Source organism: Pseudomonas thivervalensis, from assembly GCF_001269655.1.
Taxonomy (GTDB): Bacteria; Pseudomonadota; Gammaproteobacteria; order Pseudomonadales; family Pseudomonadaceae; genus Aquipseudomonas; species Aquipseudomonas thivervalensis.
Window position 1 is genome coordinate 373560 of sequence record NZ_LHVE01000009.1, and the last position, 26984, is coordinate 400543.

A 26984-nucleotide genomic window follows, 5' to 3' on the forward strand; every position below is an offset into this window, starting at 1 on the left:
CAATTCACGCCATGGCCACGATGACTTTGCGGTCACCGGTGAAAGGATTGCGACCGTGTGCCACCAGTCGGTTGTCGAGCATCAGGATGTCGCCGGGCTGCCAGGGGAAGCTGATGGCCGTCTCGCGATAGACCTCGCGTACGGTGTCGAGCATGTCGTCGGCAATCGGCGAACCGTCGCCGAAATAGACATGGCGCGGCAGGTTCTCTTCACCCACCGCCGCCAGCAGGCTGGCGCGTACGCTGGGTTCGATGGCCGAGACATGGAACAGGTGCGCCTGGTTGAACCAGACCCATTCACCGGTCTCGGGATGCTGCTGTACGGCGGCGCAACGCTGGCGGGTGCGCAGGTCGCCATCGGCTTTCCATTCCCACTCGATGTCGTTGTCCTGGCAGTAGCGTTCAACCTGGGCGCGGTCCTGGGTGTTGAAGACTTTTTCCCAGGGCAGGTCCAGGGCGCCACTGTAGTTGCGCACATAAAGCAGCTCGCGGCTGGCGAACAGTTCGCGGATATCGGCAGGCATGCGCTGGTAGATCAGGCGACTGTCGGCAATCGGGGTCTCGCCGCCGGTTTCACTGGCCTTGATGCAATGGAACCAGATGCGCGAAGGCCAGGGCCGGGTGTACGCCTGCTCATTGTGCAAGGGAATGAACTGATGGGCCGGATACTCGGTGGAGCTATAGACCCCGGCGAAGACTTTGCTGCGCGGCGTGGAGCCGAACTCGTAGCTGGCCAGCGGCGCGCCGAAGCTGGCGGCGAAGCGCTTGAAGTCGATGGGCGTGGCAACGGTGAAACCGCGGAACAACACGCCGCCAACCGTAGCCAGGACTTGGGCCAGGCCGTCGCGTATCGAGGCGTCCAGGTCGTGGATCGACTGTCCCGATGCTCCCTGCACCAGCACGGGTAGCGACTGGGCGCTTGCATCCGTGGGCGCCATTGAAAACAGCTCGGAACGCCCGTTCAGGTGTTCGATTGAGGTCATCCTTGTGCATCCTCTTTTTATCTTCTTCGACTCGTCACAAGACCTTGTAAGCAGGGCAGCGGTCGGTTGTGTAGGACTCGTCTGTAATGTATCCAGATCAATACAAGACGGCATACTAGGTGTAAATGAGATGGATTATCAATACTATTTATTTAATTTTTTTTTTGGATTAGACTCCGCTCCGCTGGTGCCAAACAGCCTTCGGCCAGCTCAAAAAACCAAAAATATCTGTCGCAGGGGAGCGGGGCGTGAATTTCAAAAAGAACACAATTGCGTTGGCTGTAGGGTCGGCCATCGGCCTGAGCAACGGCGCATGGGCGGCTGAAGAAGCCGGCAAGATGGAGATCGCTCCAATCACCGTGACCGGTGAAAAGATCGACCGCAGCCTCGAGAAGACCCAGTCCAGCGTCGTGGTCGTCACCGACAAGAACCTGCGTGAGCACGGCGACAAGGATCTGGTGGATGTGTTTGCCCGTACGCCCGGCGTCTTCAGTCAGGCCGGCAATGAGAACTGGGGTATCCGTGGCGTGCCGGTGTCCGGTTTTGACGATCAGGGCCCGGCGACTCTCAACGGTGCGGTGTCGGTGTATGTCGACGGTGCCGTGCAGCCGAACCGTGCGCTGACCCTCAGCCCGGTCCCGCTGTGGGATGCCGAACAGGTCGAGGTGTTCCTTGGCCCGCAATCCACCACCCAGGGCCGTAACTCCCTGGCTGGCGCGGTGGTTATCCAGACCAAGAACCCCACCTTCGAACCGAGCTTCTCGGCGCAGACCAACATGGGCAACTACGGTGAGCACGGCGCGGCTGTGGCAGGTGGCGGGGCTATTGTGGATGACAAGATCGCCGGCCGTATCGCCGTGGATTATTCCGACGGTGACGGCTACATCCGCAACACCACGCTCGATAAAGACGCCAACCCGCATCGCACCAGCAACGCCCGCGGTAAATTGCTGATCCTGCCCAATGACGACACTGACGTCTTGCTGACTTATGCCCATAACGAACATCGCCAGGGTGACCGCTCGACGATGCGCGGCGCCGATGGCAAGCCGAGCTATTACGACATCGCGTCCAATACCGAGGCCTTCGACAACCTCAAGCAGGACACCCTCAGCGCCAAGGTGGACTACCGGCTGAACGATGCCTGGACGCTGACGAGCATGACCGCCAATACGAGTACGGACTACAGCGCTCGACTGGACTTTGACCAGAACGCCGTTGATAACCAGGTCGTTCTACGTAAACAGGACGGCGACCTGTTCAGTCAGGAACTGCGTTTGAATTACGCGTCCGACACGGTGAAGAGCTTCGTTGGTGCCTACTATGGGCGTAACACCAACAACTTCCACGACCGCTTGTTGTTCGATGACGAACTGTTCGGCACGGTCAAGGGCGATACCACGATCGAGAACAAGGCGGTGTTCGGTGAAGTCAACTGGACGTTCGCACCGCGCTGGACCTTGATCACCGGTCTGCGTTACGACCACGAAACGAACGACACCGACGTCAAGCAGGATGATTTCTCCGCACCGGCCAAGGTCAACAAGTCGTTTGATGCCGTACTGCCGAAACTCGGCATTGACTATGAGCTGGCCACGGACCAATACCTCGGTTTCATGGTGCAGAAAGGTTATCGCGGTGGGGGCGTCAACCTGCGCTCCGGTAGCGGCCACCAGGCCTACGACCCGGAATACACCACCAACTACGAGCTGTCATACCGTGGCTCGTTTTTCGACAAGACCCTGCGCACCCGCGCCAACCTGTATTACACCGACTGGAAAGACCAGCAGGTCAGTGTTCGGCAGGCGGGCAGCTCGGTCATTGACGTCTTCAATGCCGGTCGCAGCGATATCAAGGGCCTGGAAGTTTTCGTCGAAAAAGACATCAGCGAACAGCTGACGCTGAACGTCGGTGGAGCCGTTACCGATAGCAAGTACAAGGACTTCGTCACCGGTGACGGCCAGGACATGAGCGGCGAATCGTTCCTTTCATCGCCGAAATACAAGGTGTCGGTGGGCGGTGTCTATCGCTTCGACGATCGCCTGATATTCGGTACGGACGTTGTCTACCAGAGCACCGCGCCTTCGGAGTATGAGTTCGATGCCAGCGGCAAGGTCACCGGCGAGCGCCGCAGCGACAACTACGTGCTGGTGAACTTCAACACCGAATACAAAGTCACCAAGAACGTCGCGGTCTCCGCCTACGTGAAGAACGCGTTCGACAAGGAATACGTCACCAACAACCGCAGCGACGACATCATCGACGTCGGCGCACCGCGCACGGTTGGGATGATCCTGCGCTACGACATGTAACCCCATGGGCGCGGGGAGGCAATCTCCCCGCGCCTGTCCTGCAACGTTCCGGATGTTTGTTTCCAGGCTGTTCGTTCCCTTCCAAACCCAGCCTCCATGGAGGAAATCATGAGTGCTTTTTCGAATGTCACAGCAGGTGGCGCGCAACAGCTACGCCTGTTGCATACCGGTCTGTCGAGTCCTTACTGCCTCGACTCGACGCCGCTGCTGGAGCGTCAGCAACAGCAGGAGTCCAACGCTCGCAGTTACCCGCGGCGCATTCCCCTGGTGCTTGAAAGGGCCCATGGCATTTATGTGCAGGACAGCCGGGGGCAAGTGTTCGTCGATTGCCTGGCCGGTGCCGGAACCCTGGCGCTGGGGCACAACCATCCGGTGATCGTCGAAGCCATCACCCAGGTCATGGCAGCCGGTGTGCCGATGCACACCCTGGACCTCATGACGCCTGTGAAGGACGCATTCGTCCAAGAAATTTTCGCTTGCCTGCCCAGCGAGTTCGCTCGCCACGCACGCATTCAGTTCTGCGGCCCGAGTGGGGCCGATGCGGTCGAGGCCGCGCTCAAGTTGACCCGTACCGCCACAGGGCGACACTCGGTCCTGGCATTCGAAGGGGCCTACCACGGGATGACCCTGGGCACGCTGGCCATCAGCGGCAACCTGTCGCCCAAGAATGCCCTCGGCGCGTTGATGCCCGGGGTCCAGCGCCTGCCGTTCCCCCACGATTATCGGTGTCCGTTCGGGGTGTCCGGCGATCAAGCGGTCACATTGAACGTTCGCTACCTCGAACACTTGCTCAACGACCCGGAAAGCGGGATCACCGCACCTGCGGCGATGATCCTGGAACCGATCCAGGGTGAGGGCGGGGTGATTGCCGCGCCGGACCGCTGGTTGCAGGAGCTGCGTCGGTTGACCCAGGCCCACGGCATTCCGCTGATCGTCGACGAGATCCAGTGCGGCATTGCCCGCAGCGGGCGGATGTTCGGCTTCGAGCAATCGGGGATCACGCCGGATGTCATCACCCTGTCCAAAGCCATCGGTGGCGGGTTGCCGCTGTCGGTCATGGTCTACCACGAGTCGCTGGACGTCTGGCAGCCAGGTGCTCACGCCGGCACGTTCCGCGGCAATCAGTTGGCAATGGCGGCGGGTACCGCGACCTTGCGCTTCATCCGCGATCAAGGCCTGGTCCAACACGCTGAAACTGTGGGCGTTCATCTGCAAAAAAACTTGCAGGCACTGCAGAACGAGTTCGCCTGGATCGGTGATGTGCGGGGTCGCGGCCTGATGCTCGGCATGGAAATCGTCGATCCGCAAGGTACGCCAGACGTACAGGGTCATCCGCCGGTGGACACGGCCCGGGCCAAGGCTTTCCAACAGGCGTGCCTGAAACACGGATTGATCGTTGAACTGGGCGGCCGTCACGGCGCGACCGTACGCTTCTTGCCGCCGTTGATTATCACCGAGCAGGAAATCGACTTTGTCGGGAAAATCCTGTTCCAGGCCGCCAGCGCGATCAACGAGCGTCGCGCCGGCTGATCATCAGGTTCGGCCAGCATCCGGCTTGGACGCTGGCCGGCCCGACGCATACTCAATAGTCCCAGAAGGCCGCTACCCAGCGAAAGGCGTCACCGTTGACCGCCACCCGGCCGACGGAGGGGAACGGCAGGTGAGTGGCGACCAGCAGCTCACCGGACGCCGCCGCTTCTTGCATCAGGCGGACCCGGACGCGGACCGATTCTTCAGGGTCATGTTCAAAGCCGTTTTGCCAATCGGGATGGTCGAAGGCGACTGGGAACAAGGCATCGCCGGCAAACGTCAACCGTTCCTCGCCGCAGGTCACGTGGACCACACTGTGCCCTGGCGTATGGCCGCCGGTGCGCTTGACGAGCACGCCCGGGGCGACTTCGTAGGTTTCCTCGAACGTGCGCAGCTTGTCGTGGTACTCGTTCATGAATTGCTCGGCGGTAACGCGCAATACGTCCGGTACCGGCGACGGCATGGAAGTACGGGAAAAATCCGGCGCGGCCCAGAACGCGACCTCACTCGCTGCCACGTGGATCCTCAGGTCGGGACGTAGCCGCTGCTTGACCTCATCGACGAGCAGTCCGCCAATGTGGTCCATGTGCATGTGGGTAATCACCACGTCGGTCACCGACGCCAGGTCGATACCGGCGGCGGCCAGGCGCTTGGGAAACTGCCCGGCCCGTGGGAAGCCGGGGAACTGACCGCCGAGCCCGGCATCGACGAGGATGGTCTGGTCGCCGCTACGCACCACCAGCACGTTCAAGGCCCAATCGAACGCGTCCGGGCCCAGGAACATCTCCTTGAACCAGGCCGCACGGGCGGCGGGATCGGCATTGGTGGACATTGTCGCGGTCGGCAGCGGCAGTACCCCGTCGCTGACCACCAGCACATCGATCTCGCCAATCTTCAGGGCATAACGCGAAGGGACCAATTCCTCGTACGAGGTCGCGTGCAAGCTCATGTTTGAATCCGGGTGTATCCCATCCTTTGCTGCAGGGGCGTTCAACTGCGTGGTCATGGTCGTTCTCCGATGGCTTGGATCAAGGACTCGGCGAAACCGCCTTGCTTGGCGTGAGTGAGCGGGTATCGCCTGGAGAATGAGTCTGCATCCCGCGGGACGGCGTTCGATACCATACGTGGGTATGTTGCGCAGGCGCTTTAGCGTGATCGACCCCAGTAAAAGGTATGGGGTTTTCAACGAGCCCGGCTGGCGGCGGTACACTCGCCAATAACGGAAGCTGACCCACCGCTATCGCGAGCAAGCTCGCCCCCACAGGAGAAATGCAGTCCCTACCAGAACCAGGTCGCCGTTACCGTAGCAATGGAGATTCACACTGACCTACCGCGCCCAAGCAATCAACCTTGCCTGGACCCCCCGCCAATCTGCCAGACATACGGCGGCTCCGTACCATTGATCTCCCAATCCCCAATAATGCGCTCCTTGTAGATCAACGGATTGTGCGAAGCGGCGGTACGGGCGTTGCGCCAGTGGCGATCGAGGGCCTTGCTGGTGCTGGTGGCCGAGGCGCCGAGGGCATTGAACAAGTCGCTGGTGGCCCGGAGCACCAGGTCGGAAATCACCACCTGGGCCTGGGCCGATTCCAACTCGGCGGCGATGTTGGCGGTGTGTTCGGTCTCGGCGTTCTGGCTGAAGCGGCTTTCGTAGGCGCGTTGGGAAGCGCTCGCGGCTTGCAAGGTGGTGGCTTCGGCGGCGTAGACCTGGGCCGATGCCCGGCCAATCACTTGCTGCACCTGTACGTCCTGGCTGACTTCGCCGGCATTGCCCGTGCTGAAAATCCGCGTGCGTTTGCGCACTTGCTCAGTGATGTCACGGACTGCGGCGCGGCCGGCACCGGTCAGCACGGCGAGCAAGACCAGTTGATAAAACGCGGTCTGGTATTTGAAGCGGGTGGAGAAGTCGATGAGGTTTTCCGCGTCGACCCATGCGTTCTCGAACAGCGACGTCCCGCTGCCGGTGGTGCGTTGGCCAAAGCCATCCCAGTCATCGCGTTGCTTGACGCCCGGCTGGTGCACGCGCACGGCGGCAATCACGTCGGCACCGTTGTCGTCGCGCTGGGCATATACGTCGATCCAGTCGGCGAAGATACTGCCGGTGCTGTAGTACTTGGTGCCATTGACTACCCATCGATCACCTTGGCGGGAAACCCGGGTGACGACTTCGCCGATTTTCACCGCGCCGACTTCCGTCCAGGCGTTGCCCACCAGTTCTCCTTCGACAAAGCGCTTGAACCAGGTGTCCTGTGGGCTGCTGGCGTGGGCATTGAGACGGTCCTCGACAAATGCAAAGTGCCCGCGCAGGGCCTGGGGCAGGTTGGAATCGGCTTCGGCCAGTTCGATCAGCAGTTGCAGCAACTGCGGTAACGAGGCCCCGGCGCCGCCATATTCGACCGGTACGCGGATGGCGCCAAAGCCTGCTTCCTTCAGCCATTTCACCTGTTCAAAGGGCAGGCTGCGGGTTTGCTCACGCTCCAGGGCACCGGCCTGGATGCGCGCGAAGATCGGTCGGAAGCGTTCGGCCAAGGGCTCATAATCGGTGCCGGTGGAAAGGATCGGCGGCAGGTGTTGTTGCTGTGCGGTCATGTTGAGGTTCCTTCTTGATGGCGAGTGGGCAGGCAGGGGGGAGACCTGCCGGTGCCAATGGCCATTGCACAGTCCATGCCCGGCCCCTGACGCCCGTAAATGCGGGGCCTGTACGGCGCTCATCAGTGAAAGGGCTGTCCTGGCTGCGGACAATCTGTTGCACCACTGTGTGCCCGGCAACAGTTGCCGCGACGGGCATCGACATGCCAGGTGTCTGCCAGGCAACAGCGGTGCAACAGCTTGTCCGTCGAGCGACAGTGAAGTGATTCGATGAAACTTTTAATCTATTGATTACTAAGGAAATATTCACATGGCACGGTTGCTGCTCTACACCTTGTGCAGACGCTGAGGTGGCGTCTCCAGGCATGGGGTCAGTGATGAGCAAGCAATTCAAAGTGGTGGCGGTGTCAGGCAGCGTGCAGCACCCGTCACGTACCCTGGCACTGCTCCAGGCATTGGTGGACAGGCTCGGGCAGCAACTGCCGATCGAGGTGCGCTTGATCGAACTGGCCAAGGTCGGTCCACAGTTCGCCGGGGTGTTGCGACGCGAGGCGTTGCCGGCTGCGGTGCAGGAGGACCTGCATGCCATTGAGTCGGCTGATCTGCTGATCGCCGCCAGCCCGGTGTACCGAGCCTCGTACACCGGTCTGTTCAAGCACCTGTTCGATTTCGTTCATCACGAAGCCCTCAAGAATGTACCGGTGCTGTTGGCCGCGACAGGGGGCTCGGATCGCCATGCCTTGATCATCGATCACCAGTTGCGGCCGCTGTTCGGCTTCTTCCAGGCCCTCAGCCTGCCGGTGGGGGTCTATGCCAGCGAAACCGATTTCAGCCAATACCGGATCTCCAGTGCACAGGTGCTGGAGCGTATCGAGCGCGCCGTCGAGTCGGCGCTGCTGAGCCTGGTCCCGAGCGCCCGACGCGACGCCAGTGCCGCCTGATCCATTTTTCCCTTTCGAAACGAGCCGTGGAGTACATGCAATGAGCCAGGACACGATCAAATTTGCCTACTGGGTGCCCAACGTCAGCGGCGGACTGGTGGTCAGCAAAATCGAGCAACGCACCGACTGGGGCATCGACTACAACCGTAAGCTGGCGCAGATCGCCGAAGCGGCCGGCTTCGACTACGCCTTGTCCCAGGTGCGCTTTACCGCCGGCTACGGCGCCGAATACCAGCACGAGTCCGTGGCGTTCAGCCATGCCCTGCTGGCCGCCACCACGCGCCTGAAAGTCATCGCGGCTGTGTTGCCGGGGCCGTGGACGCCGTCGGTGTTGGCCAAGCAGATCGCAACCATCGATCACCTGACGGGTGGCCGGGTGGCGGTCAACATCGTGTCGGGCTGGTTCAAGGGCGAGTTCACGGCCATTGGCGAGCCGTGGCTGGAGCACGATGAGCGCTATCGCCGTTCCGAAGAGTTCATCACCGCGCTCAAGGGCATCTGGACCACCGACAACTTTACGCTGCGCGGTGACTTCTACCGGTTCCACGACTACACCCTCAAGCCAAAACCCCTGCAGCAGCACCCGGAGATTTTCCAGGGCGGTAGCTCGCGTGCGGCTCGGGACATGGCCGCTCGGGTATCGGACTGGTACTTCACCAACGGCAATACCGTCGAAGGCGTCAAGGCGCAGATCGATGATCTCCAGGCGAAAGCCGCGGCCAACAACCACAAGGTCAAGGTCGGCGTGAACGCCTTTGTCATTGCCCGCGACACCGAAGAAGAGGCGCGTGCGGTCCTCGCCCAAATCATCGACCAGGCCGATCCCGAGGCGGTCAATGCCTTTGGCGATGCGGCGAAGCAGGCCGGCAAGTCCAGCCCGGAAGGCGAGGGCAACTGGGCCAAGTCCAGCTTCGAGGACCTGGTGCAATACAACGATGGCTTCAAGACCAACCTGATCGGCACGCCGCAGCAGATCGCCGAGCGCATCGTCGCCCTCAAGGCCGTGGGTGTGGATTTGATACTCGCCGGTTTCCTGCATTTCCAGGAAGAAGTCGAGTATTTCGGCCGCAAGGTCCTGCCGCTGGTGCGTGAACTGGAGCAACGCAAAGTGGCGGCCAAAACGGCGGCGGTCGCTTAGGCGCGGGAGGCAGCATGAGCACGTTCACCGACACCCCCGATGCGGTCCCGGCCAGTTTGCCCCAGTGGTTGCAGCACCAGGCGCTAGCGCACGGCACGGACGTCGCGCTGCGCCACAAGCACCTGGGTGTCTGGCAGGAGCGGACCTGGGCGCACGTGGCCGACGAGGTGCGCCGTTTGGCGACTGCCCTGCAGGCCCGCGGTTTTGCGGTGGGCGCGACCCTGACGATCATCAGCCGACCCAGGCCGCAGGCGCTGCTTGCCGCATTGGCCGCGCAGTGGCTGGGTGGCGTGGCGAGTTTGTTGGATCCGCTGGAAGCAGCGGCCGAACAGGTGCAACGGCTCGCCACGCTGCAACCGGATTTCGTCCTGGTCGAAGGCCTGGAAGAAATGCTGCGTCTGCGTGCCGCGCAGGTGGCGGTGAGGGTGTGGGTCTACCTCGACAAGCGTGGCCTGTCGGATTCGGCGCCATTTGCGCAAGCGCTGGATTACGCCGCGCTGGTTGCCGAGCGGCCAATCGATGATCTGGCGCCGCAAGGGCGAGTGCTGCAAACGGCCTTTGTCTTTTATCGCGGGACTGGGCAGGCGATTGAAGAGCAACGTGTCAGCCACGCCGAGCTGTTGCAGGAAGGCCAGCGGTTGCTGGTGCGCGAAGGCCTGGGCCGGCAGGAAGAGGCATTGGCCGCACGGGCGTTCGCCTCGGGTGGGCAAGCTCGCTATCTGCTGGCGCCCTGGTTGATGGCCGGTTTTCGCCTGAACTTCCCTGAGAACCTGGCGACCCGCGATCGCGACCGGCGCGAGTTGGGCCCGACGCTGGTGGCCGGGACGCGGGAAACCTACGAGCGTTTGCACCGCTATGCGCTGGAACGTTTGCCGGCGCCGGGCAGTTGGCCGCGCCGGTTGGTGGACTGGGCGTTGGCGGCCCATCCGGACTTCCTGCAAAGGCATCTGGGGAACTGGCTGGTTCGCCGGCCTTTGCGCGACGTGCTGGGTTTTTCCCGAACCCGCGCGCCGCTGCTGGTGGGCGATGCCTTGCCGCCCGAAACCCAGGCCTTTTTCCAGGCATTGGGTATCAAGGTTCGCCAGTGGGACGATGCGGCCCACTGGGAAGCGCCGTCGAACCGGGTGCGGCACACCACCGATGACTGGACCCGGCTCCAGTCGCAACTGGCCTGAGAGGAGACGCCCCATGACCCAGACGACCGTCACGCATCTGTTGGAGCTGGAGCATATTTCGCTGTCATTCAAAGGCGTCAAAGCGGTCACGGACATCAGCTTTCGCGTCGCCACCGGTGAAATCTGCGCCTTGATCGGTCCCAACGGTGCCGGCAAAAGTTCGTTGTTGAATGTCATCAGTGGTGTGTACCAGGCCCAGGACGGGCACATCCGTTTCGATCGACAGGAGCGGCGCCGGATGCGCCCCCACGACGTGGCGGTGCGCGGTATCGCCCGGACCTTCCAGAATATCGCGCTGTTCAAGGGCATGAGCGTGCTCGACAACGTGCTCACCGGACGCAACCTCAAGCGCCGCAGCACCTGGATCGAGCAGGCGCTGCGCATCGGTCGCGCCCGGGCCGAGGATGACCGCCAGCGCGAAGCGGCCGAGCGGGTCATCGCGTTCCTGCACTTGCAGCCCTGGCGCGACACCTTGGTGGGCACGCTGCCCTATGGCTTGCAGAAGCGGGTCGAGCTGGCCCGCGCGCTGGCGGCGGAGCCTCGGCTGTTGCTGCTGGATGAGCCCATGGCCGGGATGAACGCCGACGAGAAGCAGCAGATGAGCCGCTTTATCGTCGACATCAACCGTGAGCTGGGCACGACAGTGGTGTTGATCGAGCACGACATCGGCGTGGTCATGGGCATCAGCGACCACGTGGTGGTGCTCGATTACGGGCGCAAGATCGGCGACGGCTCGCCCGAAGACGTACGGCAGAACCCCGAGGTCATTTCGGCCTACCTGGGCACTCGCCACTGACACCGAATATTTAACGCCTTCCCGCTGGGCTCTGTAGGAGCTGGCGAAGCCTGCGATCTTTTGATCTTTCGCTTGAGACTCACGTGTCTGGGGAAAGATCGCAGCCTCGCTCCGCTCGACAGCTCCTACTGCGCAGCCCAGCGGGAGCAATCTCTGGCCACAGGATCCTCGTTTGTATTGACCGAACAGTATTAGGAACAGCGATGGAATTTTTCTTTGAAGTATTGATTGGCGGGTTGCTGGCGGGGGTGATGTACGCCTTGGTGGCCATCGGTTTCGTGCTGATCTACAAGGCCTCCGGGGTGTTCAATTTCGCCCAGGGCGCGATGGTGCTGTTCTCGGCGCTGACCTTCGTCAGCCTGCTGGAGCGCGGCGTGCCGTTCTGGCTGGCGTTCCTCATCAGCCTGGCGGCCATGGTGCTGATCGCCGTGGCCGTGGAGCGGGTGGTGCTGCGGCCCTTGGTCAACCGGTCGCCGATCACGCTGTTCATGGCCACCCTCGGCCTGTCCTACGTCATCGAAGGCTTCGCCCAGGCGCTGTGGGGCGCCCAGGTGCACGGCCTGGAACTGGGCATCAGCGATGAACCGCTGGAGCTGGGCGGGATGTTGTTGTCGCAGTTCGACATTTTTGCCGCGGTGACGGCAGCGTGCCTGGTACTGCTGTTGTCCTGGCTGTTCAACAAGACCCGGCTCGGGTTGTCGTTGCGGGCGGTGGCCGATGACCCGTTGGCGGCGCTGGCCGTGGGCATCCGCTTGCAGCGGGTCTGGGTGGTGGTGTGGGCGGTGGCAGGGTTTGTCGGGTTGGTCGCCGGCCTGCTCTGGGGCGCGCGCCTCGGTGTGCAGTTCTCGCTCTCGCTGGTGGTGCTCAAGGCCTTGCCGGTGTTGATCATCGGCGGCTTCACCTCCATCAGCGGGGCGATTGTCGGCGGCTTGATCATCGGTGCTTCGGAGAAGCTGGCGGAGGTTTACCTCGGGCCCTTCATCGGCAGTGGCATCGAGAACTGGTTTCCCTATGTGCTGGCGCTGCTGTTCCTGCTGGTGCGTCCGGCGGGGTTGTTTGGCGAACGGGCCATCGAACGGGTTTAGGGGGAGCACTTATGTTTTATCGAGAAGCAGGCCAGTTCAACACCCGCTACGCCCAGGACCGCCGGATCTTCGCTCTGCGCCAGGACCGTCACGGCCTGGTCGCGTTGCTGCTGTTTGCCTTCGTCGGGGTGCCCTGGCTGGGCAATGACTACTGGTTCAGTGCGATCCTGATTCCGTTCCTGGTGCTGTCCCTGGCCGGGTTGGGGCTCAACTTGCTCACCGGTTATGCCGGGCAACTGTCCCTCGGTTCAGCGGCGTTCATGGCGGTGGGGGCCTTTGCCACCTACAACCTTGAAATACGCGTCGCCGGCTTGCCGTTGTTGGTCAGCATTGCCCTGGGCGGATTGACGGCGGCGCTGGTGGCAGTGTTGTTCGGCCTGCCGAGCCTGCGCATCAAAGGTTTCTACCTGCTGGTCTCGACCTTGGCGGCGCAGTTCTTCGTGACCTGGGCGCTGACCCGGTTCAGTTGGTTTTCCAACAACAGCGCCTCGGGCGTGATCAGTGCGCCGCGCCTGGAGGTGTTCGGGGTGAGCCTCGACGCGCCCGCCGGCCGCTATCTGTTGACCCTGAGCGTGGTGGTGGCGCTGTTCTGGTTGGGCAAGAACCTGGTGCGCAGCGAGTTGGGGCGCAACTGGATGGCGGTGCGCGACATGGACACCGCCGCCTCGGTCATCGGCATTGCGTTGGCGAAAACCAAGCTGCTGGCGTTCGCCATCAGTGGTTTTTTCCTCGGGGTGGCCGGCGCGCTCTGGGCCTTCGCTTACCTGGGCACGGTGGAGCCCCACGGGTTCGACCTCAATCGGTCGTTCCAGATCCTGTTCATCATCATTATCGGCGGCCTCGGCAGCCTGTTGGGCAACTTCCTCGGCGCGGCCTTCATCGTGCTGTTTCCGGTGTTGCTCTCGAACCTGGTGTCGCTGCTGCCTGGCGGGCTGGTGGACGCCGGCCAGGTGGAGAACCTTCAGAAGATGCTATTCGGCGCCCTGATCATTCTGTTCCTGATCAAGGAGCCAGAGGGCCTTGCGCGCCTCTGGCAGAGATTTCGCCAGCGCGCACGGCTGTGGCCATTGCGCTACTGAGCGATGCGCACAGCGCGGGTTTGCAGTTCCATTTTGTTGGCTTACCTACAGCTTCATGACAAGGAAAATCCGATGTTCAAACGATCATTCGCCAGCAGCCTGGCACTGGCCCTGAGCCTCACCACCGCGGCCTTCGCCGTTCAGGCGGACAACGAACAATACTTCCCGCTGCAAAGCTATCGCGTCGGCCCTTATGCGGCCGGCGGCACCGGTTTTTTCGGCGGCTTCATCGACTACCTCAAGTACGTCAACGCCAACGGCGGGGTGAACGGCGTCAAGCTGACCTGGAGCGAGTGCGAAACCGAATACGTGGTCGAAAAAGGCGTGGAGTGCTACGAACGTCTGAAGAAAGGCTTGAACGGCGCGCCGGCGGCGGCCACCAACCCGCTGTCGGTGGGCATTGCCTACGCCACGCTGGAGCGTTCGACGGCTGACAAGCTGCCGCTGATCACCATCAACCACGGTCGTACCGACTCCACCGATGGCAGCGTGTTTCCCTACGTCTTCCCCTTGCAGTTGAATCCGTACTCCGAGGTTTCGGCGATCATCAACTACATCGGCCAGCGCGCCGGCGGGTTGGACAAGCTCAAGGGCTTGAAGATCGTCACCCTGTATCACGGCTCGCCCTACGGCAAGGAAACCAACGAGGTCCTGCAAACCCTGGCTGACAAGTACGGCTTTGCGCTGACCTTGCTGGAGGTGCCACACCCGGGCAACGAACAACAATCGCAATGGCTGAATATCCGTCGGGAAAAACCCGATTGGGTGATCCTGCGCGGTTGGGGGGTGATGAACCCGGTGGCGCTGAAAACCGCGCAGAAAGTCGGTTTCCCGGCCGACCACATCATTGGCAACATCTGGAGCAACTCCGAAGATGATGCCGCGCCGGCCGGTGCTGCGGCCAAAGGCTTTATCGCCATCACCACGCACCCTTCAGGCACTGATTTCCCGGTGTTGCAGGGCATCAAGCAGCAAGTGGTCGACGCCGGCCATGGCGACCTGGCCGATCCCAAGCGTTTCGGCACCGTGTACTACAACCTCGGCGTGGTCAACGGCATCCTCAACGTCGAAGCGCTGCGTATTGCCCAGCAGAAATTCGGCAAGCAACCCCTGACCGGCGAGCAGGTGCGCTGGGGCTTCGAGCACCTCAAGCTCGACGACGCCCGGCTCAAGGAACTGGGGGCGTTGGGCCTGGTGCAGCCGTTGCAGTTGTCGTGCTCGGACCATGAAGGCGGTGGTGCGGTGCGCTTCCAGCAATGGGACGGTAGCCAGTGGAAGCTGATCAGTGACTGGGTGCAGGCCGACCGCGCCTTGTTGCGGCCGATCATCGAAGCGTCTTCGCACCAGTACGCCCGGGAAAAAGGCATTACCCCGCGTGATTGCAGCAAGGAATCCTGAGGCATCATGGCGACCGGGCGCGGGCGTCAGGTCGCTATCTCGCCACAAAGGTGTGGGCTCAGGTCGACAGGTTGATCACTCGGCCATCCCGCGTGTCCAGGGCCGGGCGGCGTCGATTGACCACCAGTTCGCCAATCCTGATCAGCAACGTGCGGGTGACGTTGCGGCTCAGGCCCAGCAGGCTGGCGGTATGGACCTGATTGCAATTGGCGTACCGGTAGGCCGTGCGCAACAACTCGGCCTCGACCTTTTCATACACATCGCCATGCGCCTGCTCGAGCAGTTTCTCGAAGGCCTTCTGCAAAAGCGTCTCTGCACTTTGAGGGACCGATTCCGGAAAATTGTCCTGGCGCTCGATGCGCAAGTTCGACAGGTGCAAGTCCTGCACACCGATCACTTTGTTGCGGCAAATCAGCAACGTGTGATGAATGACGTTTTCCAGCTCGCGGATATTCCCCGGCCAGGAATAATCGAGCAACTTGCGTTGCGCCTGGGCATCCAGCGTCACTTCGCCGTGGCCGAGTCGGTGGCTGTACTGCGCGATGAAGTGGCGTATCAACGGCAGGATGTCGCCAGGACGCTCACGCAACGGCTTGAGCACCAGATTGACCACGTTCAGCCGGTAATAGAGGTCTTCGCGAAAATGCCCGGCGTTGATGGCTTTTTCCAGCTGTACGTTGGTGGCCGCCAACACTCGTACGTCGATCTTGATGCTTTTGCGCGAACCCAGCCGGACCACTTCACGTTCCTGCAATACCCGCAGCAGCTTGACCTGGATCGGCAACGGCAGGTCCCCGATTTCATCGAGGAACAGGGTGCCGCCGTCCGCTTCCTCGAACCAACCGGCCTTGGCTGTCAACGCGCCGGTGAAGGCGCCTTTTTCATGCCCGAACAGCTCGGCCTCCACCAGGGTCTCGGAAAACGCCCCGCAGTTGACCGCAACGAACGGCTTGTGGCGGCGGGCGCTGAGGTTGTGGACATGGCGCGCCACCAGTTCCTTGCCGGTCCCGGTCTGGCCGATGATCAACACGCTGGCATCACTGGGCGCGACTTGTTGCAGATGAGCCAGCAAGGCGCGGGAGGTGGGGTCTTCGAAGACCTGGGCGGTGGCACGAATCGAGGTGGCCAGGCCGGGGGAGGGAGGTAGCGTTAGAAGCTGCATGACGGTGGCCCGCTAATGAGATTGCCGTGACGGAAGGTGGGCGCCAACGCTCCTTGATGGCAGCACCACGGAAGCCATTGGGCTTAAGGCTTAATCTAAATGATCTAAAAAAATGATAATAAATAACTTTAAGTTATTTGCTTAGGCGACTGTGGGAGCAAGGCTCGCTCCCCACAGTCCGGGGGGGGCTTGGCTTTTATCCATCAATACGGATATGCGGGGTCACGGACATCCCCACGCGCAGTTTCGCCGCTGCGGGTTGATCGGGGTCGATGCGAATGCGCACGGGCAAGCGCTGGACGATCTTGGTGAAGTTGCCGGTAGCGTTGTGTGGCGCAACGGCTGAATAGCTGACGCCGCTGGCCGGTCCAAGGCTCTGCACGGTGCCGAGCAGCGACTCGCCCGGCAACGCATCGACCGTGATGTCCACGGCCTGGCCCATCGCGACGTGCGCCAGTTGCGTCTCGCGGAAGTTGGCGGTGATGTAGACGGCGTCGAGCGGCACAATCGCCAGCAACGGTTGCCCGGTATTCACGAATGCGCCGATGCGCACGGATTTCTGTCCGATGGTGCCGGCGATCGGCGCCGTGATACGGGTATAGGACAGCTTCAGTTCCTCGATGGCCTGCGTGGCCTGGGCATGGGCGAGGGTGGCCTGGGCTTTTTCCATATCGGCCCTGAGGACATCCACTTGCTGCCGGGCGGCCTGCAGGCCTGCCTCGCTCTTGTCCCGGCGCGCCCGTTGGATGCTCAATTGCGCTTCGGCCTGTTGCCGCGCTTGCACGGTGCCCGAGCCATCGTTGGCCAAATTGCGATACCGCGCTTGGTTGGCACTGGCCAGTTTCAGCGCCGCTTCGTCCGCGGTCACCGCCGCTTGCGCCTGGCGAATGGCGGTCTGCTGTCGGCTCAGGTGCGCTTGCAGGCTGACGATGCTGGCCCGGGCACTGGCAACCTGGGCTTTGGCCGCGTTCACGGCGGCGACGAAATCACGGTCGTCCAACGTCGCCAACAAGTCGCCTTTCTCGACCCGCTGGTTGTCTTCGATCAACACCGTCTCGACCGTACCGGACACTTGCGGCGCGACTGTGGTGAAGTCGGCGTGGACATAGGCATCATCCGTTGATTGTATCGATGCGCTGGATTCGGGGCGATTAAGGTAGAAAACAGCACCGGTTGCTACGACGAGCAGCGCAACGCTGAAGATTTGGGTTTTTTTCGGTAAGGCCATGATGAATTACCCCTGTAAGGACGGAGGTGAGGCAGCCTGGATGACAGGCGCAGGGATGTAGGTCAGTCGCAGTACGAGGGGAATCAACAGCACTGCCAGCAGCCCCAGTACGCGATAGGCATCGGCGATCGACAAGACCATTGACTGCTGGCCGACGATGCCCGCCAGTTGTGAGGGCTGCGGCGCGAAGGCCAGGGCATTGCTTGCCAGGGCCGCCTGGTCCAGCAACATTTCCCCGTGGAAGCGGCTGCGCACGACCACGAACTGCCCGACCAGCGCCGCCCCGAACAACGACCCGAAGGCGCGCAGGGTGTTGATGGTGCCCGACACATAAGGGCCTTCGGTGGGCTGCACCACGCTGGTGATGAGAAACAGCATCGACACCACCGCCATCGGCTGCCCCAGGGCTTGCAGCGTTTGCGCCACGACGAACTGGTCGCGGTTCCAGCCGCTGGTCAATTGCGCGCCGCAGAGACAGGCCAGGGCGACCAGGCACAGCCCCAACGCGAACATGAGGCGCGCATCGACCCATTTCTGGTACAGCAGCAGTGCCACCAAAGCTCCGAGGAGTAGTTGCGGCAGCGCGACGATCAGCCCGATCGTGGCCATCTGCAACGGGCGATAGTCCTGCAGCGGCCCGAGGTAACTGGCCGGTAGCAACGAACTGGACAGCAGCACCACCAGCAACGAGACGAACAGGATGCAGCCCAGCCCCAGGTTGCGACGCCCGAGGATCTGCAACTTGATGAACGGTGAGGGATGGAACCACTCAGTCAGCAGGTAAATCGCCAGCAACGCCAGGCCTGCGACCAGTGTCGACGTGATCAACGCTGAATGAAACCAATCCAGTCGTATGCCTTGATCCAGGGCGACGGTCAGCAGGCCAAGCGCCGGGACACCGCAGGCCATGCCGGCCCAATTGGCCTGGCGAAAGCGTGGGAACTGAACCGGGTCCCGTGGCAACCCCCAGGCAATCAAGCCGGCAGCGATCAGGGCCAGAGGGATGATCTGCCAGTACACCCAACGCCAGTCCAGCAGTTCATCTGTCCAATGCCCCGCCAGCCAGATGGCCAGGTTGGGCGCGAAGGTCGCGGTCATCGCGTACATCGCCAGGCCATACAACCGTATGGGGGGAGGCAGGAATTTCAGGGCCGCCATCATCAGCAACGGGATCGTCGTGCCGCTGGCGATGCCTTGCACAAAACGCAGGCCCAGTAGCAGGTCGAGGTCATGAATGAACGGTAGGAGCAGCGCCAGCGAGGTACACGTGGCGAGCATCCACAGTTCGAGGCGCCGGAGTGAGAGCGTCAGGGCAAACCACGCTGAAAAGGGCATGGCGATCAGTTCCCCGGCGCTATACGCCGTGGTCAGCCAGGACGCATCGTCCAAGCCAAAGCCCAGCGCGCCTCTCACGTCCGCCAGCGCCAGCGCGCCGACCCGGGTGTTCAGCCCCGCCATCATGGCCGCGAGAAAGATCCCGGCCAGACCGACCAGCGGGCGTTTCGAAGATTTGGCCAAGGGGGCTTCGCTGGCCGCGACGGGCGCTGGTGACAAGGCAACGCTGTTCATTGGACTTGCTCCGGGGTCCAACCGCCGCCCAGGGATTTGTAGAGGTTGACCACGGTCAGCGTGGCGTTGGTGGCACTGGCATTGAGGCTGGTCTGGCTGGCGAGCAGGTTCAGTTGCGCCGTGAGGACGCTCAGGTAGTCGGTGGCACCTTGTTGATAGCCGCGTTCAGCCGCGTGCAATGCTTGCTTGTTCTGCTCATACGACACCCGCCATTCGTCATGTTGGCGTTGTTGGGCGGCCCAAGCGTCCAAGGCATCATCCACTTCGTGCCAGGCGCGCAATACGGTTTGCCGATAAGCCAGGGCGGCGGTCTTTTGCCGCGATTCGTTCAAGACCAGGCGCTGCACCAGGCGGCCACCCTGGAAGATCGGCAGGTAAACCGTCGGCCCTATGGAAAAGAAGCGAGCGTCCCAGCTGGCCAGGTCGCCACTGTCGAACGCTTCCACGCCGATTCGCCCTTTCAAGCCGATACGAGGGTAGAAATCGGCCTTGGCCACGCCGATGGCCGCGGTGGCGGCGTGGAGCTGCGCTTCGGCGCGCAGGATGTCGGGGCGTCGCTGGGCCAGTTCAGACGGCACACCGACCGGCACCCGGGTGGGCAGCGAGGGCAGGGGCATGGCGTGGCGCAGTTGTGCATCGAGTGCGCGAGGCGGTTCACTCATCAACAGCGCAAGGGCATTCATCTGGGCGTTGCGACGCTGGGCCAGCTCGGGAAGCATGGCCTTGATCGTCGCCAACTGCGCCCGAGCGGAGGAGGTTTCGAAGTGGGTCGCTACGCCATTGCGCTCGCGGCTTTCGGCCAGGCCCAGGGTGCGCTCGGCGATTGTCAGGTTCTGCCGCGCGATGTCCAGTTGCGCCTGGGTGCCACGCAATTGCAAATAGGTCCGTGCCACTTCGGCGGATAAGGCGACCCGTGCGGCCTCACGATCATAAACGGTAGCTTCCAGGGTTGCCGCCGCGCCCTCGCGCGCACGGCGAGCCCGGCCCCACAAATCGATTTCCCAACTGGCATCGAAACCCAGCTGCCAGAAATTGCTGGGATCGGTAGGGGCTCCCAGCGCGGCGAACTTGCCATGTTCGCTAATGGCCTCCCGGGCGTAGCTGGCATTGGCGCCGACGTTGGGCAGCAGCCGTGAAGCGGTAATTCCCAGTTGCGCCCGGCTTTGTTCGATGCGTTCGGCGGCCATCTGCAAATCAAGGTTGCCGGCCTGCGCCCGGGACTGTAGCAGGGCGAGCAGCGGGTCGTTGAACAGTTGCCACCATTGGCTGGGAACGGCGGCAGCGGACAGGGAGTCACCGCTGCCTAGCTCGGGCCGGGGCGTCAGTTGCGCTGCGCCAAGTTCGCTCCCGGGTTGCACGAAGTCTGGTCCCACCGCACAGCCGGCGAGGGCGAGTGTCATGAGTACGACCATGGGTTTCAAACAGGGTTGAAGTAGCTCGAAAAAAGCCGACATGGGCAGTTCCCCACAAGGTTGCAGCGCCGCTGCGTGAGCGTGCGCCTGGGCTCGATCGATCCTGGATAGCGAGTCGTCCGCTGTGGGGTCATGGTATTGAATGGTTGCGGCGAGGGCACTTCTACATCGGGTCAGCCAAGTCATACCTCGGTGGCGGGGGATTTATACGAAGGTATGTGTTTGGGCCAGTAAAGGGGGGTGTATATCCGTTACCGAAGAAACGGATGTACACACTAAGGGGCGATCCACACATCAACCTCAGCGTGCCGGACGCAAGGCCATCTCGATGCAATCCAGCAGCTTGTCGGCATCACAAGGTTTGGGCAAGCAAGCGACCAACCCCGGCGTATGTGCACCCAGGTCCGGATAAGCGGTGATGAAGATGGTGGGAATCCGCAAGCCCATGGCACCGAGCCGTTCATGCAGCTCTACACCGCTCATGCCCGGCATCTGGATATCGGAAACCAGACAGTGCGTGTCGGCCTGAGCCTCGGCGTCCAGGAACTCGATGGCGCTGCAATAGGTTCGAACTTTATAGCCACTGGAACGCAGGAGACTATCCAGAGCCCTCCGAACGGATTCGTCATCATCAACAACGGCGATGGTCGTCTTATTGCGTAGCAAGGTGGCTTGCGTCATAGGGATCGCTCGTAACAGCGCCTGTCGTGATGACACGATACGCGCTCCCATAAGTCGCAGAAGTATACCTACGTATAACGCGCTAAAACCAAAGGCTCGGCACCGGTTGCCGGGGCTTGCGCCAGGCCATGAAAACACTGGGAAGGGCTTGCGGGAGGCGCTAATCTAAAGAGCGCAACACGACCCGTCCTGGATCCCGGCACACGCTTGAACCACAGGCATCCAGCTCCGCCACGGAAGTCGCCCCAGGCGACGCTATCGGCAAGGGCGACACGACACTGGACGACAGCCGACGGCAAAGTGCGGCAGAACAGACAAACGAGTGTTCATGTGCCGGTGGATAGCCGATGGATAACAGCATGCAAATATTATGGGACGATGGTGAGCGTATCTTCTGTCGGGAGCTCCGCTCGGGTGTGGACAGCGATAGCCCGGTCCTGGTGGCCCGGCCCGCCACCGAGCAGCCTCGCCCCGGCTGCCTTGACCGGCTCGCCCACGAGTTTGGCCTGAAGGATGAACTCGATGGCGCCTGGGCGGTGCGGCCGCTCGCTTTGGTGCGCGAAGGTGCCCAGGTGCAACTGGTGCTTGAAGACCCCGGTGGCGCGCCGCTGGTGCAGTTGCTGATCGCACCGATGGAAACCGTGACATTCCTGCGCCTTGCCGTGAGCATCGCCGTGGCGCTGGGCAAGCTCCACCAGCGCGGCATCGTCCACAAGGACATCAAACCCAGCCACATTCTGGTGAACTGCACCGATGGCCAGGCCCGGCTCACCGGGTTCGGCCTGGCCTCGCGGCTGCCGCGGGAGCGCCAGGCCCCCGAGACCCTGGCTGGCACGCTCGCCTACATGGCCCCCGAGCAGACCGGCCGGATGAATCGCTCGATCGATTCGCGCAGTGACCTCTATTCCTTTGGCGTCACGCTGTACCAGATGTTGACCGGCTCGCTGCCGTTCACCGCGTCCGACCCGATCGAGTGGGTCCACTGCCATATCGCTAAAATGCCTTCGTCCCCCAGTGTGCGGGTCGAAACCATTCCCGAAATGCTGTCCCGGATGGTCATGAAGCTGCTCGCCAAGACCGCCGAGGAGCGCTACCAGACGGCTGCGAGCGTCGAACATGATCTACGCCGTTGCCTCGCGCACTGGACACAATCGCGGCACATCGATGTCTTTGCCCTGGGTGAGCAGGGCGCATCCGATCGGTTGCTGATTCCCGAGAAGCTCTACGGCCGTGAGCGTGAAGTCGAGACGCTGGTCACAGCGTTCGGTCGGGTGGTTGAAACCAGCGCGCCGGAGCTGGTGCTGGTGACCGGCTACTCCGGTATCGGCAAGTCCTCGGTGGTCAATGAGTTGCACAAGGTCCTGGTTCCGCCGCGGGGGCTCTTCGCCAGTGGCAAGTTCGATCAATACCGACGCGACATTCCTTATTCGACCCTGGTGCAGGCTTTCCAGAGCCTGGTGCGCACATTGCTGGGCAAGAGCGACACGGAGCTGGCGAGTTGGCGGGAGGCGTTGTTGGAGGCGCTGGACGTCAACGCTCGGCTCATGACCGATCTGATTCCCGAACTCAAGCTCATCATCGGCGAGCCGCCGGCGGTGCTGGCCCTTGACCCTCAACAGGAACAACGCCGATTCCTGTTGGTGTTCAGGCGCTTCATCGGTGTGTTCGCGCGCGCGGACCATCCGCTCGCCCTGTTTCTCGACGACCTGCAGTGGCTGGATGCGGCTACGCTCGACCTGCTGGAGGATCTGTTGATCAGCGCCGACGTGCGGCACTTGATGCTGGTGGGGGCCTACCGCAGCAACGAAGTGGACGCCGCGCACCCGTTGACGGGTAAGCTCAAGGCCATTCGGAGCGCGGGGGGCACCATCAGCGAGATCACCCTGGCGCCTCTCGCCAAGGGGCACATCGAACAGTTGATCGCCGAAGCCCTGCATGACGCGCTTGATCGCGTCGAGCCGCTGGCACAGCTGGTGCTGGACAAGACGGCGGGCAATCCGTTCTTCGTCATCCAGTTCCTGCAGGCGCTCGCTGACGAGCGTTTGCTGACCTTCGACCACGAGGCGCGGCAGTGGTGGTGGGATCCGGAGCGCATTCACGGCAAGGGCTACACCGACAACGTCGTCGACCTGATGGTTGGCAAACTGGTCCGCTTGCCGGCCGACACGCAGCAGGCGTTGCAGCAACTGGCGTGCCTGGGCAACGTGGCTGGTCTCAAGGCACTTGCCACCGTTTTGGACATCCCCGCGGCGCAGGTCCGGGCGGTCCTGTGGCAGGCGGTCCGCCAGGAGTTGGTCGAGCGGCTGGACGATGCCTATGGATTCGTTCACGACCGCATTCATGAGGCCGCCTACTCGCTGATTCCCCAGGCTGCGCGTGCCGAGACGCACCTGCGCATCGGACGGCTGCTCGCGGCGCAAACGGACGCCCAGGCGCTTGAAGAGGCGATCTTTGAAATTGCCGGCCAGCTCAATCGTGGCGCGGCATTGCTCAGCGACCGGGCTGAACGGGAGCAGTTGGCTGAATTCAACCTGATGGCCGGTCAACGGGCCAAGGCCTCGACGGCCTATGCTTCAGCACTCAACTACCTGGCCACCGGCGCGCAGTTGCTGGATGAAGACTGCTGGATATCGTGTCATGACCTGATTTTCGCGTTGGAATTGAACCGGGCCGAATGCGAGTTCCTGACCGGGCAACTTGGTGCCGCAGACGAACGCCTCAAGGCCCTGGCCGACCGCGCCGTGACGGTGATCGAGCGGGCCAACGTGGCGTGCCTGTTGATGGATGTCTACCTGCTCCTGGATCGCAGCGATGGTGCGGTGGCAGTCTGTCTCGACTATCTGCGTCATGTGGGGATCGAATGGTCGGCCCATCCGAGCGACGACGATGTGCGCCACGAGTACGAGCGCATCGGGGAACTGCTGGGCGAGCGGACCATCGAGGGCCTTATCGATCTGCCGCTGATGGAGGACGCCACCTCGCTGGCGACGCTCAACGCACTGGGCAAGCTCTTTGCGCCGGCCTTGCAGAGCGAAGCGAACCTGGCGGACCTGTTGATCTGCAAGGCGGTCACCTTGAGCCTGGAGCAGGGCAACTGCGATGCGTCCTGCGTGCTGTACGCCAATCTGTTCCGGGTCGCCGGCCGGCGGTTCGGTGACTACCAGTTGGGATTCCGCTTCGGCCAGCTCGGTTGCGATCTCATTGAAAAGCGCGACCTGCGGCGATTCGAGGCCAGCACTTATCTGTGCTTTTCGTGCTTTGCCGTGCGTTGGATGAAACCCGTGGGGCAATGCCGGGACTTGTTGCGTCGTTCGTTTGCGGCGGCGAACCGGATCGGTGACTTGCCATATGGGGCCTACGCCGGCAATAACCTCACCGCCGATCTGCTGTTCGCTGGCGAGCCGTTGGCCGATGTACAAGACGAAGCCGAACGGGGCCTGGCCTACGCCAGGAGGGTGCACTTCGGGCTGGTGACGGATTTTATCGTCGCCCAGTTGGCGCTGATCCGGATGCTTCGGGGGGTGACGCTGACGTTCGGCTGCCTGGACGACGGCCAGTTGAACGAACCGGCCATCGAAACCCACTTGTCCAGCAACCCGGATCTGGTACTGGCTGAATGTTTGTACTGGGTCCGCAAACTACAGGCCCGCTACCTGGCCGATGATCCTGAAGCGGCGATGGCGGCCGCGGCAAAGGCCCAAAGTCTGCTCTGGGTCTGCCAGGCATTCTTTGAGGAAGCCGAATATCATTTCTACGGCGCCCTGGCGCGGGCCGCCTGGTGCGACGGTGTACCGGTGGACGAGCGCGAACCTCACTGGGTGGCGATGGCGGTCGATCACCGCCGGCTCCAGACATGGGCGCAGCAGTGTCCGGAAAACTTCGCCAGCCGCACCGCGTTGGTCGGTGCCGAACTGGCCCGGGTCGAAGGGCGCGTAATCGATGCCGAGTCGCTCTACGAACAAGCCATCCAGGCCGCACAGGACAGCGGTTTTGTGCATATCGAGGCGTTGGCCAATGAGCTTGCGGCGCGCTTCTACGCGGCCCGTGGTTTCGGCAAGATCGCCCGCGTCTATCTCCAGGATGCTCGTTACGCCTACCAGCGTTGGGGCGCTGAGGGCAAAGTGCGCCAGCTGGAGCACACCTATCCATCGCTGAGGACCGAAGCGCCGGTGCCCGGACCAACGACGACGATGACCACGCCGGTCGAGCACCTGGATCTTGCCACCGTACTCAAGGTCTCCGAGGCGGTGTCGGGAGAAATCGTGCTGGACAAGCTGATCGACATGGTCATGTGTACGGCGATCGAACAGGCCGGCGCCGAACGTGGGTTATTGATTCTGTCCAGCGACGGCGAGCACCGTGTCGCGGCGCAGGTGACCACCGGCAACCACGCAACGCAGATCCACAATGCCCCGGTCAGTGCGGCACTGTTGCCGGAGTCGATTCTCTACCACGTCCTGCGCACCGGGGAGAGCGTTTTTCTTGACGATGCCCAGATCGCGGCGCCGTTCGCCGCAGACCCCTACATCCGTCAGCAGCGCGCCCGCTCGATTCTCTGCGTGCCGTTGCTGAACCAGGCCAAGCTCGTCGGCGCGCTCTACCTGGAAAACAATTTGGCCGCCCATGTATTCAACCCGACCCGGATCGCCGTGTTGAAACTGTTGGCATCCCGTGCGGCCATCTCGTTGGAAAATGCCCGTTTGTATCGCGAAGTCGCCGAGCGTGAAGCGAGGATCCGGCGGCTGGTCGACGCCAATATCATTGGGATCCTGTTTTGGAATGCCGAGGGCGACATTATCGAAGCCAACGACGCCTTTTTGCGCATGGTCGGCTACGAGCGCGAAGACCTGGCCTTGGGCCGCCTGGGCTGGCGGGACCTGACGGTGCCGGAGTTCCGCGAACTGAGCGAACGCTCCTTGGCCCAGGCGCTGCTCACCGGGCACGCCCGGCCCTATGAAAAGGAATATTTTCGCAAGGATGGCAGCCGCCTGCCGGTCATCGTCGGCTTGGCGCTGTTCGAGGCCAACAGCAGGGAAGGGGTCGCCTTCGTGCTGGACCTGAGCGAACGCCGGCAGGCCGAAGAAAAAATCCGCGAAAGCGAGCGACGTTATCGCGAGGTGCAAACCGAACTGGCGCACGCCAACCGAGTCGCGACCATGGGCCAACTGGTGGCTTCGATCGCCCATGAAGTCAACCAGCCGATTGCCGCGACGATCCTCAATGCCGATGCCGCTCTGCGTTGGCTGAACACCCAGCCACCCGAGATCGAGGAAGTCCGCCAGGTACTGGGGCGCCTTATCTTCGATGCCAGTCGGGCGGCGGACGTGCTGGGCCGGATCCGTGGGCATATCCGCAAGGCACCGCCGCAAAAAGGCCCGATGGACATCAACGTCGCGATCGGCGAAATGATCGAGTTCACCCGTGGCCAGATCATCAAGTGTGGCGTCTCGATCCAGACGCAACTGGCCGACGGTTTGCCGCTCATCCAGGGCGACCGGGTCGAGCTGCAACAGGTACTGCTCAATCTGATCATGAATGCGCTCGAGGCGATGAGTTGCGTCAACGAGGGCGAACGGCAGTTGCGGATCTGCGCAACGTTAGACGGGGCCGATTGGGTGCTGGTGAGTGTGAGCGATTCGGGGCCGGGGTTCGCCTCGGAAAACGTCGATCAGGTGTTCACGTCGTTCTACACCACCAAACCCACCGGACTGGGGCTGGGGTTATCGATCTGTCGTTCGATCATCGAGTCCCATGGCGGTTGCTTGAAGGCCTGCGCCAGCCAGCCTCGCGGCGCTAGCGTTCAATTCACGTTGCCCGTCGTCCACGGGGAAACGCATGCCTGAGGGCTCGACAGCGTTTGATTCATACTTAGGTTTAAAGGCTGCATATCAATAGATCACCGGCTCC

General features: G+C 62.3%; 18 protein-coding genes. 10 read left to right on the forward strand and 8 right to left on the reverse strand.

Going from position 1 to position 26984, the window contains the following annotated elements; translation table 11 throughout:
• Nucleotides 1-4: 4 nt before the first annotated feature.
• Entirely contained in the window at nucleotides 5-982 is a 978-nt protein-coding gene (locus tag AD659_RS13860; protein ID WP_082343559.1) for a TauD/TfdA family dioxygenase, read from the reverse strand.
• A 248-nt stretch (nucleotides 983-1230) separates the two neighbouring features.
• Between AD659_RS13860 and AD659_RS13865 the strand changes: the two genes are divergently transcribed.
• Both AD659_RS13865 and AD659_RS13870 read left to right on the forward strand, forming a co-directional pair.
• The gene (locus AD659_RS13865) at nucleotides 1231-3294 is read left to right on the forward strand and encodes a TonB-dependent receptor (protein ID WP_053122101.1); all 2064 of its coding nucleotides are present in this window, start codon (nucleotides 1231-1233) and stop codon (nucleotides 3292-3294) included.
• Between the two features lie 108 nt (nucleotides 3295-3402).
• On the forward strand, nucleotides 3403-4824 hold the full coding sequence (locus AD659_RS13870; RefSeq protein WP_082343560.1) for a diaminobutyrate--2-oxoglutarate transaminase: 1422 nt from the start codon (nucleotides 3403-3405) through the stop codon (nucleotides 4822-4824).
• A gap of 52 nt (nucleotides 4825-4876) precedes the next feature.
• Here the strand turns inward: AD659_RS13870 and AD659_RS13875 are convergent, their stop codons facing one another.
• Both AD659_RS13875 and AD659_RS13880 read right to left on the reverse strand, forming a co-directional pair.
• Complete coding sequence (locus tag AD659_RS13875) at nucleotides 4877-5830, reverse strand: MBL fold metallo-hydrolase (RefSeq protein WP_053122103.1); 954 nt, start codon at nucleotides 5828-5830, stop codon at nucleotides 4877-4879.
• Between the two features lie 338 nt (nucleotides 5831-6168).
• A complete protein-coding gene (locus AD659_RS13880) occupies nucleotides 6169-7413 on the reverse strand; it encodes an acyl-CoA dehydrogenase family protein (protein ID WP_053122105.1) in 1245 nt (414 codons plus the stop codon).
• A gap of 377 nt (nucleotides 7414-7790) precedes the next feature.
• Between AD659_RS13880 and msuE the strand changes: the two genes are divergently transcribed.
• The 7 genes from msuE to AD659_RS13915 all read left to right on the forward strand — a co-directional run bounded on the left by msuE (nucleotide 7791) and on the right by AD659_RS13915 (nucleotide 15025).
• Nucleotides 7791-8354: an FMN reductase gene (gene msuE / locus AD659_RS13885; protein ID WP_053122107.1), complete on the forward strand. Its 564-nt coding sequence runs from the start codon at nucleotides 7791-7793 to the stop codon at nucleotides 8352-8354.
• A 40-nt stretch (nucleotides 8355-8394) separates the two neighbouring features.
• Nucleotides 8395-9492 carry a dimethylsulfone monooxygenase SfnG gene (gene sfnG, locus AD659_RS13890; RefSeq protein ID WP_053122109.1) on the forward strand — a complete coding sequence of 366 codons (1098 nt, stop codon included), beginning with the start codon at nucleotides 8395-8397 and terminating at the stop codon, nucleotides 9490-9492.
• Nucleotides 9493-9506: 14 nt separating this feature from the next.
• Nucleotides 9507-10667, forward strand: a complete 1161-nt coding sequence (locus tag AD659_RS13895; RefSeq protein WP_053122111.1) for an AMP-binding protein — start codon at nucleotides 9507-9509, stop codon at nucleotides 10665-10667.
• Nucleotides 10668-10680: 13 nt separating this feature from the next.
• Nucleotides 10681-11463 carry an ABC transporter ATP-binding protein gene (locus AD659_RS13900; protein WP_053122115.1) on the forward strand — a complete coding sequence of 261 codons (783 nt, stop codon included), beginning with the start codon at nucleotides 10681-10683 and terminating at the stop codon, nucleotides 11461-11463.
• 203 nt (nucleotides 11464-11666) lie between these two features.
• A complete protein-coding gene (locus AD659_RS13905; RefSeq protein WP_053122118.1) occupies nucleotides 11667-12548 on the forward strand; it encodes a branched-chain amino acid ABC transporter permease in 882 nt (293 codons plus the stop codon).
• A gap of 11 nt (nucleotides 12549-12559) precedes the next feature.
• Nucleotides 12560-13627, forward strand: coding sequence for a branched-chain amino acid ABC transporter permease (locus AD659_RS13910; protein WP_053122120.1), 1068 nt, complete (start codon nucleotides 12560-12562; stop codon nucleotides 13625-13627).
• A 72-nt stretch (nucleotides 13628-13699) separates the two neighbouring features.
• The gene (locus tag AD659_RS13915) at nucleotides 13700-15025 is read left to right on the forward strand and encodes an ABC transporter substrate-binding protein (RefSeq protein WP_053122122.1); all 1326 of its coding nucleotides are present in this window, start codon (nucleotides 13700-13702) and stop codon (nucleotides 15023-15025) included.
• Between the two features lie 58 nt (nucleotides 15026-15083).
• Here the strand turns inward: AD659_RS13915 and AD659_RS13920 are convergent, their stop codons facing one another.
• The 5 genes from AD659_RS13920 to AD659_RS13940 all read right to left on the reverse strand — a co-directional run bounded on the left by AD659_RS13920 (nucleotide 15084) and on the right by AD659_RS13940 (nucleotide 21077).
• Nucleotides 15084-16187: a sigma-54 interaction domain-containing protein gene (locus AD659_RS13920; protein ID WP_053122124.1), complete on the reverse strand. Its 1104-nt coding sequence runs from the start codon at nucleotides 16185-16187 to the stop codon at nucleotides 15084-15086.
• Nucleotides 16188-16383: 196 nt separating this feature from the next.
• Nucleotides 16384-17415, reverse strand: coding sequence for an HlyD family secretion protein (locus AD659_RS13925; RefSeq protein WP_053122126.1), 1032 nt, complete (start codon nucleotides 17413-17415; stop codon nucleotides 16384-16386).
• Between the two features lie 6 nt (nucleotides 17416-17421).
• Nucleotides 17422-18984 carry an MFS transporter gene (locus AD659_RS13930; protein ID WP_053122128.1) on the reverse strand — a complete coding sequence of 521 codons (1563 nt, stop codon included), beginning with the start codon at nucleotides 18982-18984 and terminating at the stop codon, nucleotides 17422-17424.
• Complete coding sequence (locus tag AD659_RS13935) at nucleotides 18981-20384, reverse strand: efflux transporter outer membrane subunit (RefSeq protein ID WP_231987704.1); 1404 nt, start codon at nucleotides 20382-20384, stop codon at nucleotides 18981-18983. Before AD659_RS13935 ends, AD659_RS13930 begins: the two co-directional genes overlap by 4 nt.
• A 312-nt stretch (nucleotides 20385-20696) precedes the next feature.
• Nucleotides 20697-21077: a response regulator transcription factor gene (locus tag AD659_RS13940; protein WP_053122132.1), complete on the reverse strand. Its 381-nt coding sequence runs from the start codon at nucleotides 21075-21077 to the stop codon at nucleotides 20697-20699.
• Nucleotides 21078-21436: 359 nt separating this feature from the next.
• On the opposite strand from AD659_RS13940, the gene AD659_RS13945 reads away from it, so the two are divergent.
• Nucleotides 21437-26920 (forward strand): trifunctional serine/threonine-protein kinase/ATP-binding protein/sensor histidine kinase, encoded by a 5484-nt coding sequence (locus AD659_RS13945; protein WP_053122517.1) that lies wholly within the window; start codon nucleotides 21437-21439, stop codon nucleotides 26918-26920.
• Nucleotides 26921-26984 lie beyond the last annotated feature (64 nt).